Source organism: Salinispora sp. CH2A1_6, assembly GCF_056820975.1.
This window is the reverse complement of the sequence record NZ_JBXEDG010000003.1, coordinates 1,216,323-1,237,225: the sequence shown is the minus strand read 5'-3', so window position 1 is coordinate 1,237,225 and position 20,903 is coordinate 1,216,323. Positions and strand designations below refer to the sequence as shown.

At 65.4% G+C, this 20,903-nt stretch carries 12 protein-coding genes and 3 pseudogenes; 6 read left to right on the top strand and 9 right to left on the bottom strand.

Annotation, left to right across the window (positions count from 1 at the left end; translation table 11 throughout):
• Positions 1-546 precede the first annotated feature (546 nt).
• On the top strand, positions 547-4,638 hold the full coding sequence (locus AC1UKG_RS10670) for a polymorphic toxin-type HINT domain-containing protein (protein WP_482643197.1): 4,092 nt from the start codon (positions 547-549) through the stop codon (positions 4,636-4,638).
• 55 nt (positions 4,639-4,693) lie between these two features.
• Complete coding sequence (locus AC1UKG_RS10665; RefSeq protein WP_482642702.1) at positions 4,694-5,131, top strand: hypothetical protein; 438 nt, start codon at positions 4,694-4,696, stop codon at positions 5,129-5,131.
• 405 nt (positions 5,132-5,536) lie between these two features.
• Here AC1UKG_RS10665 and AC1UKG_RS10660 read toward each other — a convergent pair whose 3' ends face one another.
• The gene (locus tag AC1UKG_RS10660) at positions 5,537-6,106 is read right to left on the bottom strand and encodes a GntR family transcriptional regulator (protein ID WP_482642701.1); all 570 of its coding nucleotides are present in this window, start codon (positions 6,104-6,106) and stop codon (positions 5,537-5,539) included.
• Positions 6,107-6,262: 156 nt separating this feature from the next.
• Here AC1UKG_RS10660 and AC1UKG_RS10655 point away from each other — a divergent pair, with 156 nt between their 5' ends.
• The gene (locus AC1UKG_RS10655) at positions 6,263-6,586 is read left to right on the top strand and encodes a hypothetical protein (RefSeq protein ID WP_482642700.1); all 324 of its coding nucleotides are present in this window, start codon (positions 6,263-6,265) and stop codon (positions 6,584-6,586) included.
• Positions 6,587-7,221: 635 nt separating this feature from the next.
• Here AC1UKG_RS10655 and AC1UKG_RS10650 read toward each other — a convergent pair.
• The 7 genes and pseudogenes from AC1UKG_RS10650 to AC1UKG_RS10620 form a co-directional block, all read right to left on the bottom strand.
• A complete protein-coding gene (locus AC1UKG_RS10650; RefSeq protein WP_482642699.1) occupies positions 7,222-8,055 on the bottom strand; it encodes a transposase in 834 nt (277 codons plus the stop codon).
• Positions 7,991-8,744 (bottom strand): annotated as a pseudogene (locus AC1UKG_RS10645) (ISL3 family transposase); the annotation flags it as partial. The gene AC1UKG_RS10650 and the pseudogene AC1UKG_RS10645, both read right to left, overlap by 65 nt.
• Before the next feature lie 311 nt (positions 8,745-9,055).
• Positions 9,056-9,583, bottom strand: a complete 528-nt coding sequence (locus tag AC1UKG_RS10640) for a hypothetical protein (RefSeq protein ID WP_482642698.1) — start codon at positions 9,581-9,583, stop codon at positions 9,056-9,058.
• 116 nt (positions 9,584-9,699) lie between these two features.
• Positions 9,700-11,903 (bottom strand): annotated as a pseudogene (locus AC1UKG_RS10635) (tachylectin-related carbohydrate-binding protein).
• Between the two features lie 386 nt (positions 11,904-12,289).
• Positions 12,290-13,942, bottom strand: a complete 1,653-nt coding sequence (locus tag AC1UKG_RS10630) for an FAD-binding oxidoreductase (protein WP_482642697.1) — start codon at positions 13,940-13,942, stop codon at positions 12,290-12,292.
• Between the two features lie 91 nt (positions 13,943-14,033).
• Positions 14,034-14,717, bottom strand: a complete 684-nt coding sequence (locus AC1UKG_RS10625; RefSeq protein ID WP_018746151.1) for a VTT domain-containing protein — start codon at positions 14,715-14,717, stop codon at positions 14,034-14,036.
• A 93-nt stretch (positions 14,718-14,810) separates the two neighbouring features.
• Entirely contained in the window at positions 14,811-15,491 is a 681-nt protein-coding gene (locus tag AC1UKG_RS10620; protein ID WP_482642696.1) for a class I SAM-dependent methyltransferase, read from the bottom strand.
• A 185-nt stretch (positions 15,492-15,676) separates the two neighbouring features.
• Between AC1UKG_RS10620 and AC1UKG_RS10615 the strand changes: the two genes are divergently transcribed.
• Positions 15,677-15,880 (top strand): cold-shock protein, encoded by a 204-nt coding sequence (locus AC1UKG_RS10615; protein WP_018733338.1) that lies wholly within the window; start codon positions 15,677-15,679, stop codon positions 15,878-15,880.
• An 80-nt stretch (positions 15,881-15,960) separates the two neighbouring features.
• Here the strand turns inward: AC1UKG_RS10615 and AC1UKG_RS10610 are convergent, their stop codons facing one another.
• Positions 15,961-18,369, bottom strand: coding sequence for a trypsin-like serine protease (locus tag AC1UKG_RS10610; RefSeq protein ID WP_482642695.1), 2,409 nt, complete (start codon positions 18,367-18,369; stop codon positions 15,961-15,963).
• Between the two features lie 730 nt (positions 18,370-19,099).
• Between AC1UKG_RS10610 and AC1UKG_RS10605 the strand changes: the two are divergent.
• Positions 19,100-19,894, top strand: a pseudogene (locus AC1UKG_RS10605) (S1 family peptidase); the annotation flags it as partial.
• Between the two features lie 69 nt (positions 19,895-19,963).
• The gene (locus tag AC1UKG_RS10600) at positions 19,964-20,827 is read left to right on the top strand and encodes an FG-GAP repeat domain-containing protein (protein ID WP_482643200.1); all 864 of its coding nucleotides are present in this window, start codon (positions 19,964-19,966) and stop codon (positions 20,825-20,827) included.
• Positions 20,828-20,903: the final 76 nt, after the last annotated feature.

Below are 20,903 nucleotides of genomic sequence, written 5' to 3'. Positions count from 1 at the left end.
GTCTCCAAGCGAGAGTAGACACGTTGGTTTGGTTCAGGTAGGCCGCGGCCATCGGGCTTCATCTTGTCGGGCTTGCACGGGCCCTTGCTCCGCACACACCACCAGATTTTACTCAGATTCGCCCTTAAAGCACATGCTGATTCCCTCCACAGTCACCGAACTGCGCCAGATTCGGGCATGATCTAGAATTCCCTGCAGCTGACGGTTCGCTCTGACTGGTCGGATAGCCGCGCCCGCAGGACGTCGATGCTGTCAGCCCGGCACACCTTTCACGACACCTGAGCTCCCAGCCCCGCGCTCTGACGGGTAGCCCGACCTCCCACCAACTACTGCCATGTTGACGATCTCGAAGTCCTCGAACCTGACTACGGAGCGGCCATGAGAGCCTCCACCGGCTTGGAAAATCCTAAATTGACTTGGTGGCGTAGCACGTCGCACCGAGGCTTACTTATCGGACTAGTCATTCTGTCCCTGCTGGCAAGCTTGCTGCCAGCCAATCCGGCGCGAGCTGAGGAACTATCACCTCCTACTGTTGATCGGTCGCCAGTGGTGCAGGCGTGGCTGGCCGGGGGTTCTCAGGTCCGCACTGCGGCGGAGCGGGCCCTGATCGGTTCGGATGAGGACGTACAAACGTTCCTCGATGAGGGTTGGGGGCAGGCGCAGCGGCTGGACGAGCGTGATGCGTTGGTGGCGGTGATCGCTGAAGGTGGGCCGTCGCTCCGGAGGGCCGCGCAACAGGCGCTAGCCGCTGCCGACGACGGTGATCACTACGCTATACAGACATTTCTGGACTCGGGCTGGGAACAGCCGTCGAACATCGATGCGCGGATACGTGTGAACCAGATGATGGCGGCTGGTGGGGATACGGTGAAGGCTGGCGCGGAGGAAGCGCTGAAATCGCTGGATCCGTCCATATGGCACGAATTTCTGGAATCAGGTTGGCAGTCGCGGTGGCTGTTAGATCAGCGGATTCGGGTCAACCAGGCGATGGCCGCAGGTGGGCCGCAGGTGAAAGCAGCAGCTGAGAAGGCGCTGAGGGCCGGGACACCCGAGGCGTTCGAGATGTTCCTGGGCTATGGATGGTCAGTGGCGGCGGCCCGGGACCAGGAGACCGACACGCTGACGTCGCTGCAGGCGCAGGCACAGGCGCAAGGTGATTTGGCCGAGCAGGAGACGCAGCGAGCCACGGAAGAGGCGGCGCGGGCGAAGGAAGCCGCGGAAGCGGCTCGTCGGTCGGCTCAGGAGGCTGCTGCGGCGACGGACGCGGCGAGGCAGGACACGGCTGAGGCAGCGGCGCAGGCGAAGCGGGCCGCGGTGGCCGCGCAGAAGGCGGCGGCCGCGGCGAAGGTGGCGGTGCAGGCGGCGGCGTCGGCGAACCGGGCGGCGCGGGCGGCCGCGGCCGCGGCACAGCGTGCGGCATCGGCGGCAGTGCAAGCGGATCGGGCGGCGGCGAAGGCGTACAAGGCCGCGGCGCAAGCAGCGATCGATGAATCGGACGCCGACGCGGCGCGGGAAGCTGCGCAGGACGCGCGGAGCAAGGCCAAGCTGACGCGGGACCTGGCCACAAGTGCCAATCTGGCTGGTCAGGCCATCCAGGCGAGTATTGAAGCGGTGGACGCTGTCGAGGCGGCGGCGGAACAGGCGGAGCTGGCAGCCAAGGCCAACGATGAGGCAGCCCAGTATGCCAACGCCGCCGGCGCGAACGCCTCGGCGGCGGTGGCGGCGGCCAAGCAGGCGCGGGCAGACGCGGACCGGGCGCTGCGCGCGGCGAGGGCGGCACAGAAGTACCTGAACGTGGCGGTGCAGGCGGCCTTCGCTGCGCGGGACGCGGCGAATCGGGCGGCGCAGCATGCCGAAGATGCAGCCGACGCCGCGATCGACGCGGCGAACCATGCCGGTGACGCGGCGACGGCAGCCCAACGCTCAAGTGAGGCGGCGAACGCAGCGAGCGTAGCGGCACAGGCGGCAGTGGAGACCGCCAGCCAGGCGATCGAGGTGTACGAAGCGGCGCGGGAGGCGGACACCGAGCGGCTCACCGTTTTTCAGGACGAACGTGTCGAGACGGCCCGGGAAGCCGCCGCGCTGTACGACGAGGCACAGGCCGCGGCCAAGTGGGACGCGCTGCAGGCCGAGCAACGGGGCGCGGAAACCGACCAGCTGATCGCCGAAGCTCTGGATCCAGCCACCGATCCCGCAGCCGCGTTAACCGCGGCTCGTAAGGTCGCAGTGAACCTCATGCACGCCTCCGGCGTCTGGACGCGGCAAGCCGCGCAGGCCGCGCTGGGTGGCAGTGACGCCCAGGTCATGGAGTTCGTTCGGACTGGCATCACAGAGGCAGCCGGGCAGGACGACCGGATTGTGGTTGCCGAACTGGCGATTAGCGAGAACACGTCGCTGGGTGACGCGGCCCTCGCGGCATTAGAGGGCAGTGACGCGGAGGTGTCGCAGTTCCTGCTTACGCAGGACTACCCCGGGCGATACATCCAGGACCGGATCAAGGTCAACCAGATCATGGCCGCGGCGCGGAACTCCGGCGATACCCACCTGATGCAGAAAGCGCAGGAGGCCCTCCAAGACGGGGACGGGCAGGTACTGCGCACGTTCATCGCATCCGGCCAGTACAACGCGGTCGCCATCGGTCAGCGGATCAAGGTCAACCAGGTCATGGCCGCCTCAGAAAGCGGCCCGGAGGTCAAGACTGCCGCACAGATTGCCCTCACTGGGCCGCCGCCCGGGCTCCACAAGTTCCTCACCGAGGGGCGCTACGCGGCCGCTGAGCGGGACCAAAGCACCGCCGCGCACCTGGCGGTTGTCGCCAGCCTCGTGGAGCGGATCAACGAGGTGGCCCAGAGCGCGCTGCAGGACGCGATGAACGCGCAGGCTGTCGCGGCCGAAGCTCGCGACGACGCGGCAGCCGCGGCGGACTACGCGAATCAGGCCACCGAGTCGGCGCAGGCCGCGGCCAACTACGCCACGCAGGCGTCGCAGTACGCCGATCAGGCGAATAAGTCGGTGGCCAAGGCCGAAGCTGCGGTCCAGACCGCCAAGCTGGCGGCTAATCAGGCAGTCGGCTCGGCACGCAGCGCGATCCGCTCTGCTTCTTGGGCGATTCGTTCTCATGAATGGGCAGTCCAGTCCGCCAGGGAAGCGCAAGCCTCCAAGCAAGCTGCGTTCGACTCCGCCATCGCCGCTGGCGAAAGCGCCGAGAAGGCGATCGACGCAGCGACGGAGGCATACAAGAAGTACCAGGCCAACCTAGCTAGCGATATATCGATATGTATTGCTGAATACACCTCAGCTGGGGAGGGTTGGGACAAGCTCCTGACCGGCGAATCGGGTGACGCCGCCGAAAATTGCGCCCGCAACGCCGTCGGCGACCCGGCCGAGTTGGCCCGTCGGGCGTACATGAACTCCGGATACTGCAGCGTTTACATAGAGGGCAGTATATATCAAAAGAACTGCCTTGCCTCGGTGCTGTCCCCTGATTTCAAGGGTGACCAGATCCTGACCGTTATTACCGATATCCTTAATGGGGTCACCGCCACCCTGGTCCCAGCAGTTGGGGCCCTCGCGATCGGCTGCCTAGCGACGGTCGTCTGCGGCGTGGTAGCCGGCACCCTATATGGCATCGGCGCAGCCGGATACAACATCCACCAATACATAAACGGTGACCAGGACCTAGCCGAAACCCTCCTGAACCTGGGCGTCCTGGCAGCAGAAGCCCTGGCCTTCGCCGGAGCCGCAAAGCTGGTCAGCATCGGCTTCCAAGCCGCCAAACAACTCTATACCATCAGCCGCGCCGCCAAGCAAGCCGAGTTGCAAATCTCCCTGACCACACTCGCCTCTGCGAAACTCAAGGGCTTGACATCGTGTTTGACTGACAGCAACAGCTTCGCTCCAGCCACCCCGGTCCTGCTGGCCGACGGCACAAGCAAAGCCATCGCCGACATCCGCGTAGGCGATCAAGTACTAGCCACCGACACGCTAACCGGCAAAAATCACGCCCAGCCAGTTACCAACTTAATTGTCAATACCGACACCGAGCTAACCAACCTGACAATCCAGCAAGCATCAGGTGAGCTTGCCGTTCTAGAAACCACCCCTGCACACCCCTTCTGGACACCAGACCTCCAACGCTGGACGGATGCTGCCGAACTCACTCCTGGCACCGTCCTACATACCACTGAAAACGACAGCGCGCGCGTCGTTGAGGTTCACTCATTCCCGGGCCACCGGACGATGCACAATCTCACCGTCCATCGCACCCACACGTACTATGTGATAGCCGGCAACACACCGGTGCTGGTCCACAACGACAACGGCGGCATTGACCTCAGTAAGGCGACCCCTTGGCAGGGGGGTCGATTCCCGGTGGGTGGCGCGCTTGACGCAGGCGGACCAGCGAACGGAATTCTTTACCGCACTCAGAATGGGGTCATTAGCAACTACGCCGTATACGATGCGGATGGCGTTATCTTGCGGCGAGTTGATTTGGTTGGTGCCGCACATGGCGGAGTGCCGACACCTCACGTCCAGGAGTTCAGCCGGAACGTGACTCCTGATGGGCGGGTCTTCCCGCAGCAAAGCAAGATTGCGACACCGGCTGGCCCGGGGGATCTTCCGCGCATCAGGTGCTAATAAACGCAGGTGGGACGATGCCAGGGCCAGAAGAGTAGAGAGAGGCAGGCAAGCCGTGGATCTTAACAAGCTTCCCCAGCTAGAGGGCTGGATCAGGGCTAGCGAGGAGTTCGATCCAAGAACCTTTCTGCAGTCCACGGCGACCGTGGGCGAGGCTGCCGCCATGTCGATGCTCTTCTGGCCCGAGTTCACCGAGTATCGCAATGGCGTCTTCTTGAGCTTTCTCTTCGAGCAGCGCGGAGTCGATGTGTGGTTCGATGAACTCAAGGGAGATAAGAGCGCAGTCGAGGGTGTTGTTAACCACGTTCATTTGTGGGACGTGTTTGCACCGAAGTCAGAAGCTGAATACGCCGTGTTGGCCGAGCTGACCCCGCGCATTGCGGCGATGTGGCGCGCGGCGCTCAAATCCGCATTCCCCACCCGAGAATTCGTCGTCTCCGTAGCCGATGCATCAGAGGATTATGGGCCCACGATTTCGATTCGATCAGCCTAATCGCTTCAATACCGAAAGTATCGATCTCGCCCCGTTGTGCGCAGGTAGGTGTGGTTGTTTGCCTGGGTTGCTGTCACGGTTGCTGTCAGATAGTTAGCAGGTATGGAAATAGATAAATGTAAACTACCTGATCGTGACAGTGCGTGAGGTCTGTCCGGTGGCGCGGCGCGTAGCGTCGGAGCGGCGATCGCCGGGAGGTGTCGCGGCGCTTGCCCGGTGAAGCGATCGTCACGGCCTGGTGTCCCCGGAGGCTGCTCCTCGCGGCGCCGATGGCTGGCTGAGTTGGCCGTTAGGGTCGCCCTTCGCGTGGGCGCGTGCACGCGGGGCCGGCCGGCAGGCCGGGCCGTCTTGATCTGGTGAAGCGATTTTTAGCCCAGTGGCTCCGTCTGTGGCGGGGCTGCTGGGCTACGCCTTGGGGCCATGGCCTCGATTCGTCGGCCGATCGGCGGTAGGGGCGCTGCTGGTGGTGCCGGCGGCTCGTCCGAGGTTAGCTTCGTAGGCGGCGAGGTCGTCGGTGAGGTCGGTGTGTGCTTGTTGGAGGGTGGCGAGTTCTTCGGTGGCTTGCCAGGCTGCGGCGGTGTCCTTGCGCGTGAACGCGTCGACGATCTTGCCGCTGATGCGGTCGCGTTCGAGTAGGTAGAGGGCGAGGCGCCGGTTGAGTGCCGGGTTGTCGCTGATGACCGGTGTCTGGGTGGTCGCGGCGATGGGGCGGCCGTCGGCGTCGGTGCCGATGCGTTCGGGTGCCTGGGGGTGGACGAAGGTGCCTTTGCCGACGACGGCGTAGGTGAGGCCGCGGTGTTGCAGCTCCCGTAGGGCGCGTTGGGCGGTCATGGAGGCAACGCTGTAGGTGTCGGCCATACGCCGGGCGGTGGGGAGCACGTCGCCGGGGGCGAGTTTGCCGGTGCGGATCTGGTCGACGATGTCGTCGACGACCCGTTGGAACAGGGCGCGTCGGTCGTCGGCGTCGTGCGGCATGTACTGATCGTAGTCGTGTTGTCCTGATTGAGCTACACGGGCTACCCAAGATTCCTGAGCTAAGCCTCTTGACTAGATCACAATTGTCACGTGAAGCTTAGGAAGCCTAGTAACTGCGTCGTTTGGGGTGTGGTGGGCGAACGAAGGAGAACGCTCGTGTTGGTACTGCCGATTGACGGTGGCAGGGGACTGCTGGTGCTCGCTGTGGCGACGCCGCAGTTCAAGGACAAGGAGAACGGGGTTGCCGCGGCGGACCGCGCTACGGGTGCGCCGTTGGTGGAGGTGCCCCTGGCGTTGACGGCCGACGGTGGGACCCCGCAGGTGTTGCGGGTGTCGGTGCCGCAGCCGTCGGTGCCGAAGGACCTCACGGTCGGCCAGTGGGTCAAGGCGATCGGGCTGACGTTGGTGGCGGGGGAGAAGAACGGCCGGGCGTGGCAGATCTTCCGCGCGTCGGCGGTGTTGGCGGTGAAGCCTGGATGACGGCGATCGATTCGGATCATTCTTTAGTCATGAGATGTCGGTTGACGACGTGCAGGGTGCCATTCGAAGCGAAATGCAACAGAACAGGGACACCTTGATTCAGAACGGCACTACCGGCCAGCATCAAGTCCGCGGAACGGTCAACGGAACAGAGTATGTTCTTGGTGTAAACAATTGTCGCGTCGGCCGGTCCTACCCGGTTAAGTAGGCATCGTAATATGATCACCATTCGGACCTTTCTGCGATCCAAGGGTGGCGCGTTTCAGCAGTTAGAAGCCTAGGAAACGCTTCCTGGCGACCCCGACTACATCGAAGGGACAGTCGAGCTAAACATCGATGGCGTTGAGATTATAGGAAGGTCCGAATGGGGCTATGTGGATCAACTGTGGGCCTATATAGCCAACATGATTCATGCGCTTAGAACCCAGGATGAGGCAAGTACGTACTTCCCGGATCAACCAATTCTGCTGACCTTCGAGCGAAAGGGAAGTAGAATTCTGGTTTCTAGCAGAGCTGGTGAGACTACGAGGCGAGTAAGTGCGGACGAATCTCGGCGTCTTCGCCTGTGTCGTACCGAATTAGCAGCTATTCTTTTCTGAGATCACCTCAGTGGGGGAGTGTACATAGCTCCTCTGTCAACCGGTTGGTGTGCAGTCGGTGCGTAGTGCCTGGTAGACGACGTCGGATATGCGTCTTTTCAGAATGCGGAGGGCTTCGAGTCCGCCGTCGCCGCCGGCTTTGCGGCGTGTGATGAGGTCCTTGGCGGGCTGGTGCCAGCGAGCCTGGGTCATGGCGATACGGTGCAGGGCGGCGTTGAGCTGGCGGTTGCCGATGCGACCCAGTCGGTGGCGGGCTTGGTTGGATGACCACACCGGTAGCGGCGCGGTGCCGGCGTAGGCGGCCGCGGAGTGGAATCGTTCGATCCCGGCGGTCTCGCCCAGGATCTTTGCGGCGGTCAGGGCGCCGCAGCCGGGCATGGCGATGAGGGCTGGCGCTAGCTTCTCGGCCAGGTCACGGATCTCGGCTTCGATGGTGTTGATCTCTTCGGTGAGGTTCCGGCACCGCTGGGTGATGGCGGTGGCGAGGTGGGCAACGACCCCGGGCAGTTCCGCCAGGTGGTGCAGGATCCGGTCCAGGTTGCTGGTTCGGTCGAGGGATCGAGCCGGTGGGTCCCATTCGGGGTCGAGCTCGTGCAGATGCCAGCGGAGCCGGTTGATTACCCGCGTGCGTTCGGCGATGAGGTCTTCGCGGTGGTCGACCAGGAGCCGTAGTTCGCGGTTGGATCCGTCCAGGTGAGCGGTGGGCAGGCCGTCCTCGCGCAGTGCGGCGCGGGCGACGGCGAGGGCGTCGATCGGGTCTGACTTGCCGTAGGTGCGGCGGCGTCGCGGGCGTGGGCCATGAGTTGTCCGCGACCTGCACCGCGTTGGGCAGGGCGCGGCGGATGGCCTCGGCGTAGGTCGCCGAGCCAACTCGGCACACGACCTCGACGCCGGGATGCGCGCGCAACCACGCTTGCAGGGAGTCGGCGGTGCGGTCGGGTAGCACCTCGATCCGCTCATGGGTCTCGGCGTCGATCACCACGGTGGCGTAGCGGTGCCGCCGGCGTAGAGCGAAATCGTCAACGCCGATCACCCGAGGCGTCCGCCCCGTGGGCAACGGAATGCGCAGCAGGGCGCGCAGGGCCGTGTGACGGGACAAGCCCATGGCCAAGATCGCCAGCAGACGCGACCCTGCCCGGCCCGCCAACTCCTTGACCACGGCTTTGACCTGCCTGTCCAAACGAGCCGTGCGGCGCTGGTATCGCTCCAGCACCCCGGAGACCTGTTCCCGGAAGGTACGGCGGCAGCCGCGCGTGGGGCACACCAGACGCCGCACCCGCACCCGAACCACCACCCGCCGCCCGCCGCCCGCCGCCCGCCGCCCGCCGCCCGTCGCCCGTCGCCCGTCGCCCGTCGCCCGTCGCCCGCAACGTCCGCGACCGTCCGCCAGTGATAGCCGTGCACCCGTCCCGACGAGGCCCCGCATATCGGGCAGACCGCAGCGTCCCGGGGCGTGCGGGCCAGCACCACGATCCGCTCACCCTCGTCGGCCACATCCTCAATGACCAGCGGGACAGCCCCGAGAACACCGTCTGTATAAGCCCATTGACATCATCCACACAGGAACAACGACACCAGCCACCCTCCGCCACCACCGAAAGTGAGACAGGGCCGTTAACTTGACACTCCCCCACCCGACGAACCCGAGGACACCTCAACCCCCACTAACTTCGTAGAGCCCCTATGGTGACAAGAGTCGAGCGTTGAACGGGTCGCCGAACTAATTCGCAGAGGCAAACCTTGGGATTTCCAATCAGCCCGTTGGAATCTTCGTCCCTGATTCGGTAACCGCTCAATAGAACCCGGGCGACATTACAGCTTAGGCGCCGGACGACGTTCTGTCGTCCGGCGCCTAAGAAACGGAACTGGGTTAGGGTTTGACGGTCAGCCGCAGCAAGGTGGTGGGTTCATTGCCACCTCCCAGCCCAAACTGGATGATGCCGTCCGGGTCGAGATCCTTCGTGCTCTCTTCCCCACCATCCGTGATCACCGTCGCGGTACCATTGTGGCCGGTTCCGGTCCGTTGGCCGTCACCCATAATCTCGAAGACCCGTGGTATCCGAAGATCCAGCCGACCCACTGGTTCGAGCACCTTGAAGCAGATTCTCCAATGACTAGGGTCTCCTTCAGCTCTCCAGACCTGGATCAGGCCGACATCGTTCACCGGGGGAGTGTTGCAGTCGGCGAACACAATATTACCGTCACCGGAGATGAGTTCCACGTTGTGTTCAGCCAGAATGGCCGCTGCTCCCGGGTAGCTAAAATCCTCCACGATCGAGCCACCGTTGGTCTCGGTTGGCACATCCTCGGCAGCGGCGACGGCGACGCCCGCAGACGCCGCGCCCGCCACAACTATACCGATCGTCCCAACCATGAGCATTTTCGACACGTTACGCATGCCGTAACCACATCCTTTCGACTGCCGTCATACGGTAGGCAGTGGTCTTTGAGCTAATCAGCTGGCGAACATCCTGCGGACTACGGCCTGCACCAGCTATGGGCAGTGACACAGAACTACCAGCGGCGGGTGTTGTCGGGCCAGGAGTTGTACGGTTGGGCGGAGAGGATGGGGTCCCAGCCGCTGCTCGCGCTGCCGGTTGGGGTGTACGGGGTGATGTCGGTGCCGCTGCCGTTGAACGGGGACGTGTCCAGGTAGCCGGTCACGACGCCGTTGCCGTCGCGTCGGTAGTAGAGGCCGCCGCCGGGTGAGAACAATGCGGTGGCATTGCCCCAGCCGCTGGTGGCGAGGTCTGCCCGGCTCCAGTCGTTGGTGCCGACGGCGGTGTAGGCGATGAGGGCGCCGGCGTTGGTGGTTGCCAGCAGGCGTCCCTCACCGGTGGCTGCCAGGGTGGGTACGCCGAAGCCGCTGCTGACGATGGTCGTTCCGTTGATCAGGTCGGTGGCCGGGTTCGCGGGTTTGGCCTTGGTCACGGTGTATCGCAGCCACTTGCCGCCGGCGCGGCCGAACAGGGAGCCGTGCCCGTCGTAGACCAGCAGGTCGTGGGTCCAGCCGCCACCGAGACGCTCAGCGGTACGGGTGAAGGTCAGCGGTTGGGTGCCGGTGATGTCGACCCGGTGCAGGCTACCGGTCTCGGTGGTGACCAGCAGCGTGTCCGAGTTGAGAGTTGCCAGCGCTTTCGGCGTGAACCCGAGGGTCTGTTCCGACACGGTGCTGGCCACCTTCGCCCCGGTGACCGGGTCCAGCGCGGTGTAGGAGATCCGACCGTCTGAGTTCACCCCGTACACCGACACCAGTGCGGTCCACGGCCGCGCCGACAGCAGTATCTGGTCCCAGCCGCTGCTGCTGACCGGATCGTTCGGGAAAGACTGGATGTCACTGCCGCTACCGTCGAACGGATTCACGTCGCGGTAGCGGTCCAACCGACCGCTCGAGGTCCGCGCGTAGTAGTGGCCACCACCGGGCGAGAGCAACTGCGTCGGGGCCGACCAACCACTGGCGGCCAGATCGTCCCTGGACCACGCCTCGGCACCGCTACCGTGAATCGTGTACGACAGCAGCCGGCCGCCCGAGGCGTTACCCAGGATCCGTCCCGCACCCGGCGACGTGATGGCCCTCAACCCGAACCCGGTACCGATCACGGTGCCCCGGCTGATGTGCTCCGCGCTACTCGGCTTCTCGGTGGTCAACGTCCGACGGCGAAGCTCACCGTTGTCGAGGATGCCGTACAACGACCCGTACCCGTCATAGGTCAGCCGGCTATACGGAGACCACCCGCTCATCACCCAAGTGGCAGTGAACGTCAACGGATCCGTTCCGGTGACATCCACCCGATGCATCTTGCCGGCAGGATCGGTGACCAGAATGGTGTCCTCGTTCAGCGTGGCCATCGCCTTCGGAACAAAACCGAGGCTGGCAGCCGACTCCCGGTCCGCCCGCAGTTCACCGGTAGCCGAATCGATCACACTGTAGGTCAACCGGCCATCATCCAGGACACCGAAAATCTGCACGTCAGCGGTCTGCTCACCGATCCACGCGCCAAGGTCGTCAACCCGGGTCGCGGTCGCCCCGTCCCGGGTCTCCGTCTCCCCCAGACAGCCCTTCTGCCACGAGGTACTACTAACGGCCACCAGTACGGACGCACCCTCAACATCGCGGAACACCGGCCCCCCGGCATCCCCCCTACACACCGTCGCCCCAGCCGACGCCCCCACCACACCAACAGTGGCCGCAGCGACATCCTCAACAGTGAACGCCGCAGCATGCAGACGATCCGGCACCCACTCGGTGGCCGTACGGCCATACCCCGCGACCATCACCGTCTCACTAACCCCGGGAGCAGTGTCGGCAAGCCCCACCGGAGCAACATCGGTAACCGGCGCGGACAGACGCGCCAAGACCAGGTTCCGATCCGGATGCGGCACCACCGCCACCACCGCACGCTCCTGACCCGCCGTCCCCGTCAGGTCAGTACGACCAATCACCGCACTAGTCGGTTTCCCCGGCGCCCCCCGAACCACCGGCCCAACACCATCACTGACACAGCTCTTCGCCGTCAACAACCAATCCTGGTCGACCAGCACACCCGTACACGCCCGATCACCACCAAACACAACACCCTGGCAGTGAACCCATACGCCCCATTCGGAACCGGATCAGAACCACCAACAGCCCGAGCAACACCACCACCCAACACACCAGCAGCAAGCACAGCCCCGGTCAGGGCCGCACCCCAACGACGCAAAACATGAACCGACAAAACGCCCCCATCACCTAAATCTGCAACGCAAAACCGACATGACATCAACTCACTTCTGCCCAAGGACCAAACAGGAAGCACTGACGACACTAGCGATGAGCCCAGCTTCGATAGCCCCCGGACTCTAGCCCAACCTCCATCGAAGCGTGTGCCCACTGCCACAATAATATGTAAACGGCAAAAATCCGACAGATGGGGTTAGTCGCAAATAGCCACCTGATATAAGCAGCTCACATCATCACAATTAACGACATAAGGGAAAGGCGGCTACCACCCCAAAGCCCCAGTATCGAGAGTCGCGACCATCACGCCAGTACCAACACCTGCTGGCCGGGCTACAAGCGCGTCCGGTGCCGCAGGCGCCCCGGCGAAGCCACCAGTCCGGTCTACGAACTCCCGGAGCTGGCCGCCGGAGGGGTCGCACCGCTGACTCCCGGAGCGTCCAGGAGGACGCCGGGGTTGAGCACCCATGATGGATCCAGGGCAGCTTTCGCGGCGCGCAGCGCCAGCGCCACCGGCTCGGGGCGCTGCTGGTCGTACCAGGGTCGGTGGTCGCGGCCGACGGCGTGGTGGTGGGTGATGGTGCCCCCGGCGGTGAGCAGCGCCGCGGAGACGGCGGACTTGATCTGGTCCCACTGGGCGAGGGTGCTGCCCCACCGGCCGGCGGCGTAGACGCCGAAGTAGGGGGCTGGCCCATCCGGATAGACGTGGGTGAACCGGCAGGTGACCACCCCGGTGGCGCCGACCTCCCGCAGGGCCGCGCCGACCGCGTCGAGCACGGCGGCGCGCAGCGCCGGATAGCGGTCCCAGGTGCAGGCGGTCTCGAAGGTCTCCACGATCATCGACCGGGCGGCGAGGGCATCCCGCTGGTACGGCATCCGCAGGAACGACGAACGCCAGGTGTCGGTGGCGCCGCTCCCCCGGGATGCTGACGCGTCGCGCTCTCGGGGCGGCTCGGGTAGCGTCCCGCCGTGGTCGCGGCACAGTGTGACGGCCCGTTCCAGCGCGGGTCCGACCGGGTGGTCCGCGGATTCGAAGCCCAGCACGAGCACCCCACCGCCGGTGGCCGTGCCGGCGTTCAGTAGCGCCTCCGCCGGGTCGAGCAGCCGGCAGTTGCTCGGATGCAGCCCGGACTGGGCGATCGCCCGGGTCGCCGCGACGGCCGCGTCGTGGTCGTCGAAGTGCACCGCCGCGTCCGCCCGCCACCGTGGCCGGTCCTGCAGCCGGAGCCACGCCTCGGTGATGACGCCGAGCGCGCCCTCCGAGCCGAGGAAGAGCCGGTCCGGTGAGGGTCCCGCGCCGGAGGCCGGTAACCGTCGGGACTGGCTGATGCCGGCGGGGGTGACCACCCGCAGCGCCTCCACCAGGTCGTCGATGTGGGTCAGGACCGTCGCATAGTGCCCGCCCGCCCGCGTCGCGAGCCAGCCACCGAGGGTGGAGAACTCGAACGACTGCGGGAAGTGCCGCAGGGTGAGGTGCTGCGGGCGAAGGTGTTCCTCCAGCGCCGGCCCGAACACGCCGGCCTGGACCCGCGCCGCCCGGCTGGTCCGGTCGACCTCCAGCACCCGGTCGAGCCGGCCGAGGTCCAGACTGACCGCGCCGGGGTAGCCGTCGCCCACCCGAGGCTCCACCCCGCCGACCACCGAGGAGCCGCCACCGTAGGGCACGACCGCCAGGCCGGAACGCGAGCACCAGTCCAGCACGTCCACCACGTCCTGTTCGGAGGTGGGGCGGGCGACCAGGTCCGGTGGGTGCCGTACCTCCCCGTGCAGGTTCCGGACCACGTCCCGGAACGCCTTTCCGTGCGCGTGCGCCGCCCGGTCGGCCGGCTCAGCCGCGCAGAGGTGCGCCAGCGTCGCCGGCGGGGTGATCCGCGACGGCGGCAGGTCCAACTCGGCCACCGGTGGCGGTTCGTGCGGGGTCAGGTCGACGTCAGGTAGCAGGGCCCGCACCCGGTCGGCGAGCCGCGCGGCCTCAGCGCCGTTGACCGCGTCCTCGATGTAGCCCCAGCCCCACCATGAACGATGCTTCGCGGGCATCCAGTCTCCCCCACCGTCACCGACGTCGATGCAGTGAACCTACTCGACTGACGACGTGACCGGTATCCCACCGCCCCGCGCCGCTGACACGTCACCCACGGTCGGCGCCGGACCTCTGCTCCGGCGCCGGTGCCGGGTGGAGGGACCCGGCTGGGGCCGGCCGCCCGTCGTCGGGCAGTTCCGGCCGCAACCGATGCCGGGTCACCGCCAACACCCCGGTGGCGAGCAGCACACCGACCACCATCGTCACCACCATCGGGCTGGGTGCGCCGGGCAGCAGCCCGGTGATCGACCGGGCTACCGTGCCCAGCACCAGATAGAGCCCGCCCCACGCCGCCGCACCGAGCGCCGCAGAGCCCACAAACCGCCGGTACGGCATCCGCAGCCCACCGGCGACCAGCGGCAGCAGCGCGTTGAGGACCGGCAGGAAGGGCGCCACCAGCACCATGTGGCCGCCGCCGCGGCGCAACATGTGCTCCGCCGCCGCCCACCGCTGTTCGCCGATCCAGTCACCGACCCGCCCCCGCCGCAGCCGGTCAGCGAGGTGACGGCCGACCAGGAAGCTCAGTGACCAGCCGGCCAGACAGCCGGCGACCACTGTGCCGAGCACGGCGAGGCCGGCGGTGGGGCCCTGCGCCCCCACCGCCGCGAGGATCGCCACATCCCCGGGGACCAACACCCCCAGCAGCGGTATGGCATCGAGGATCATCACCAACCCGAGCGCCCCCAACAGCAGAAGAGTCGGAAGCTCTCCGATCTGGGCCAGCCAATCCATGCCCGACACGTTAGAACCACGCCGCCTCCCTGGATATCCGGAGTGACCCCCAGCTCCCCCTGATTCCCGTTCAGGGGCCACCGTCGGCGTCGGTCAGGCGGGCCGCAGCACCTGCACCCGCCGCACCGGGGAGTCGGCAGTCGGCTCGGTGGTCGGCACCAGATACTCGGCGACGATCGCCATCCCGTGGGCCGGTACGTGACCGCGTCCCGGCTCGCCGACCAACACGTTGACCTCGGCGGACGCGGCGCGGCGGAGGAAGGGCAGCATCCGCACGGCCATCGCCCGGTCGTACAGGACGTCGCCGGCCACCAGCAGGTCCAGCTCGGCGGGGGTGTCGTCCAGCAGGTCCCGGTCGGTAGCCGCGATCCGCACGCCGTTGGCCTGCGCGTTGACCGCGACGGCGGCGACCGAGTACGGGTCGGTGTCAGCGGCCACGACCTGCGCTGCGCCGGCCAGCGCGGCGGCGACCGCGACCACACCCGAGCCCGCGGCCAGATCGAGTACCCGGCGACCCGCCACCAGGTCGGGGTGGTCGAGCAGGTGCCGGGCGAGGGCCTGACCGCCGGGCCACACCGACGCCCAGTACGGCGGGGGCAGTGCGTGCCCGACTCGGGCCTCCATCCGCGCCCACCAGACAATCGGGTCCTCGGCCAGATGCAGGCGCAGTTCGGGCACGAACGGCACGGGCAACAGCCGCAGCCGGTCCAGGCCCTGGCCGGGCGCGGCGATCTCCCGTTCCAGGTCGACCAGCGCGGTCGCGGCTACGCCCACCGGGGCAGCATGACCCAGTCTGGTAGCCACCGTGCGGTGTTTGGCAGGTCCGCCCCGGACCGGTCATTTCGTTGCCTACGGCACTTCGTCCAGCGGATTGGCGCGCGGCCGGCTACTGTCGGGAAGGTACCGGGCGATCATCGGCCGCCGGCCGGGGGTCGCCCGCTTGGAACAGGGAGAGATGCATGGCAACCGGCACCGTCAAGTGGTTCAACGCGGAAAAGGGCTTCGGCTTCATCGAGCAGGATGGCGGGGGGCCGGACGTCTTCGTCCACTACTCGTCGATCTCGATGAGCGGTTACCGGGAGTTGAACGAGGGCCAGAAGGTCGACTTCGATGTAACCCAGGGCCAGAAGGGCCCGCAGGCGGATAACGTCCGCCCGGCGTGACCCGACGCGGTGACGGCGGCCGGAGTTCCGGCCGCCGTCACCGTCGGGCCCACCGACGGTGAGCCCACCCGAGCTCCTGGTCAGGAAATGGTGGCGTTGGTTCCGAGATGGATGCTGTTGTCGGGTAGGCCGACGGTGTAGGTGCTGAAGATACGGCGGTTCGGGTCTACCTGGGTGGGGTCGCTCTGCCAGGTTCCCGAGGTGTCTCGGCTGCGATGCCAGACACCGCTGCCGTCAACGGCAACGTCCAGTTGCAGAGTGCCGTTATGGAGTCCGGCCGCTGAGACGGCGAGGATCGCCGGGCTGGTATCGACAAGGGCCGCGCTGCTGTTCGAGCCGGCATGGTGCCACACACCGCTGCCCGGCACAGCGGTGAAGATGTGCAGGCCGCCGTCGGGCAAGGCAGCCGAGGCGATCGCGGTGATCGCGTCGTTGGTGTCGAAGCGGGTGGCGTTGGAGGCCCAGTTTCCATCAGTGTCACGTTTGCGGTCCCACGCTCCGCTGTCGGGCACGGCTACCTGTAGGTGCAGGGTCCCGTCGGGCAGTGCGACCGCGGCGAGGGCGGTGATGTTCGGATTCGCGTCGATCTGGGTGGCATTCGGGGCCCAGGTTCCGTCAACGGCACGGACTCGTTCCCACACACCGCTGCCGGGCGCCAACACGAAGACGTGCAGCGTGCCGTCAGGCAAGCCGGCCGCAGCCACCGCCGAGAGCCCGCCGTTGCCGTCAACCCGTGTCGCCTCGCTCTGCCCTGCCTCACGATGCCACAGCCCGCTACCCGGAACGACCGTGAACAGGTGCATACCCCCGTCGGGGAGTGATGCCGCCGCTATCCCGGAGATCGCGGTATCCGCATCCACCCGCGTCGCACCAGAGGCCCACGTCCCGTCAGCGGCACGCGCCCGGTCGTATACCGGGCCGTGTGGACGTGTGTTGGTGGTGGCAGGGTTACTGGCGGCGGGGATAGCGGCGCAGCCACCATAGCGAAGGCCGGAGCGCAGTTCGGTGTTGGTGTGGCTGCTGTAAATGCTCCAGGTGGAGCCGTTGGTACAGTCACGACGGTAGAGGATGAGGTCGGTGGCATCGTCGCCGTTGTAGTCACCGGGCGCGGGGATGTCCCTGCAACCGCCGTACTTGAACCCCGCCTTGAGGTGGACGTCTCTACGATTACTGTAGATACTCCAAGTCGATCCGTTGGTGCAGTCACGACGGTACAAGGCAAGATCAGTAGCGCCGTCACCGTCATAATCACCGGGCGCAGGAATATCCGTGCAACCGCCGTACTTGAACCCCGCCTTGAGGTGGACGTCTCTACGATTACTGTAGATACTCCAAGTCGATCCGCTGGTGCAGTCACGACGGTACAAGGCAAGATCAGTAGCGCCGTCACCGTCATAATCACCGGGCGCAGGAATATCCGTGCAACCACCGTAACGGTAACCACCACGGATCTGCTCCCCGGTAGCACCACTCTGAATCCACCAGGTGGAGCCGTTGGTGCAGTCACGACGGTACAAGGCAAGATCAGTAGTGCCGTCACCGTCATAATCACCGGGCGCAGGAATATCCGTGCAACCACCGTAACGGTAACCACCACGGATCTGCTCCCCGGTAGCACCACTCCGAATCCACCAGGCCGATCCGTCCGCCGGGTTCGAGTGATACAATGCGAGGTCACTGCGCCCATCGCCGTCATAGTCGCTCAGCGCCAGGTCCTGGACAACCCTGTTGTTGCCGACCTGTTGGTTGCTCTCCACGGGCTGCGGATTGTCGGTGCTGGTCCAGCCCGGCGCGTTACAGGTGTTCCACAGGATCCAATCTGTCAGATCATCAATCCGGGTACCGGTCGCCCCGTCCTGAGTTGTGTTCTCCCCCAAGCAGCCCTTCTGCCAGGACGTGTTGTTGATCGCCACCAGTTGCGCGTTGCCGTCGTTCTCCCGAAACACGGGCCCACCCGCGTCACCCTTGCAGATCGTCGCGCCCTCGGCGGCACCCACAACATCGATGAGTGAAGGTTCGACATCCTGCACGGTGAATGATGCGGCGTGCAACTGGTTCGGTACCCACTCCGTCGCGGTTCGGCCGTACCCCGAGATCTTGAGCGTCTCGAGGGCGGCCGGGCTGGTGGCGATCGGGATAGCCGGGACCTCCTCGGACACCGGCACGGGCAGTTGAACGAGGGCAAGATTCCGGTCCGGATGCGGAATGACCGAGACGGCCGAAACCTCGTAGCCGGTCGCTTCTGTAAGGTCGGCGCGTCCGACCACAACGGTGGTCGGTTGGGTTGGCGGTCCGGCGACAACCGGCGCATTCCCCTCGGCGAAACAGCTCTTCGCCGTCACCACCCAACTTCGTTCTATCAGAGCGCCTGAACAGGCGTGCACCTGACCGAAAGTAATCTTCGCGTTGAAGGAGTAGGTGCCGTCTGGTACGGGGGTAGCCCCGGTGACGGCACCAGCCGAGCCGCCGCCCAGCACGCTGGCAACCATTGTTATTCCAAGCGCTGCCCCACCCCAGCGACGCAAGCTACGCAGTAACAAGAAGCCCTCCAGGAGATACGCATTTCTGCAGATCGACAAGATCAGGACCGATAGTAGCAGAGGACTCTTCCGATCTGATGAATTGAAGCCCTCCAATAGGTTGGCACCGATGCCCCCTGACAGCCATGATTCAACGCCTTTCCGGGCGCTAGGGAAATATGCCTTTTCGGGGTGAATACAAGTGTTCACTGGGATTTCGGCCTGGGCCCGACACCACCCGGACAACCTGCAGCTCGCCCCTCCGGCACGCCGGCTACCTCCGGCACGCCGGCTACCGCCGCTGCCGAGAATCTGGTGGCACCATCGTCTCGCTTCGGACTGCTCGACCGCGCCGCACTGCCACCGCCCGCCGGCCGACGCGCTGCACCGCTGCGTCCTGCCGTCGGGTAGCAGCGGCGACCGCGTAGCGCTGGTCTCCGGTGGCCACGGCTTCATCTGGCCACTCCTCCACATACCGGTGCCCTCAGCTGCGGACCCACGTGTCAGGGCGGGGCGCAGTCCGTTCAGTTGGCCAACCCATACCGACCTAATTGACCCATTTAGTCCTAAACCTGGGAATCAATATAACTTCACACCCAACTATAGTGAAAAATTGCATCAAAGGGATAAGAACCTTGACCACTGGCCATTCGAGGTGGGGCACAAAATCCTTAGGGGTGTGATCTAAACTGACCGAGGAGTGCGCCAAAAAGCCTCGCCAGCGTTCGAGGGTCGGAGGTTGTTCCTCCATGCCCCCACACCTCTCACGGGAGAACTCTTGTCACCACATTACCGACGCCGTTGGAGCGCAGCGTTACTCGGCACCACACTGGTTGCCGGATTGTTGAGCGGTGGCTCAGCCAGCGCGGTCGCCGGGAGCGATCCGGTCCCAGACGGCGCTCACAGCTTTACCGCAAAAATCACTTTTGGCGATATCTCTGCGTGCAGCGGAGCCCTGATAGCACCGAATTGGGTAGTAACCGCGAAGAGCTGTTTCGTCGAGGGGGGAGCGCCCCTTGCCGCCGGGGCGCCCACCCAGCCAACGACCGTGGTTGTTGGTCGTACGGACCTAACAGCGTCTACCGGCTACGAAACCCAGGCGGTATCACTCGTCCCACACCCGGACCGCAACCTCGCCCTCGTTCGGATTTCCAGGCGGACGGTCGAGATCCCGGCCATTTCGATTGCTGCCGCTGAGTCAGCCTCCGCCGAGACCCTCACGGTCTCCGGTTATGGTCGGACCGCGACCGAGTGGGTGCCGAACCGGCTACATGCCGCCCCATTCACGGTCTCGGAAGTTGATCCCGAACTCATCAGCATTGATGGCGCCACGGCTGACGCGACGATCTGTAAAGGCGACGCGGGAGGCCCGGTATTCCGAGAGAACGACGGCGACCCGCAGCTCGTAGCGATCAACAACACGTCCTGGCAGAAGGGCTGCTTGGGCGAGACAACAACCCAGGACGGCGCGACTGGCACTAGGGTTGATGACCTGGCCGACTGGATCCAGGAAAACACCCCATCCGGCTGCAACGCAGCGGGGTGGGCCACAACCGACACTCAGGTGAGCCAGGTTGTCCAGTTCGGGGACTACACCGGTGACTGCATTTCCGACCTGATCAACCAGAATCCCGGTGGGACGCTCCGGGGCTGGCACGGCACCGGCGACCTGTCGGCGGACAACCGACTGTTCGTTGGATCAGATGTCGCAGTGGGTAGCGGCTGGAGCACTTCGTTGGCCCCCCGCATCATCACCGGCGACTTCAACGGCGACGGCCGCACCGACCTCATACGCCAAAACGCCGTCGGCCACCTCCGCATCTTCCCCTCCACCAGCGACCTCACCGCCGACAACACACTATTCACCAACTCATACATCGTCGGCAGCGACTGGACCACCACCGCATTCCCACGCATCATCACCGGCGACTTCAACGGCGACGGCCGCACCGACCTCATGCGCCAAAGCGCCGCCGGCTACCTCCACATCTTCCCCTCCACCGGTGACCTCACCGGCGACAACACACTATTCACCGACTCATACGTCGTCGGCAGCGGCTGGACCACCTCGCTGGCCCCACGCATCATCACCGGCGACTTCAACGGCGACGGCCGCACCGACCTCATGCGCCAAAGCGCCGCCGGCTACCTCACCGCCTTCCCCAACACCGGCGACCTCACCGGCGACAACACACTATTCACCGACTCATACGTCGTCGGCAGCGGCTGGACCACCTCGCTGGCCCCACGCATCATCACCGGCGACTTCAACGGCGACGGCCGCACCGACCTCATTTACCAAAACGCCGTCGGCCACCTCCGCGCCTTCCCCTCCACCGGTGACCTCACCGCCGACAACACACTATTCACCAACTCATACATCGTCGGCAGCGGATCGACCACCGCCGCATTCCCACGACTCTTCTAACCTGACCGTTAACCTGCCGGGCGGCGGCTCCCGCCGCATTGGTTAGAGATCACGTTTAGGGCAGCGGTGGGCGGCC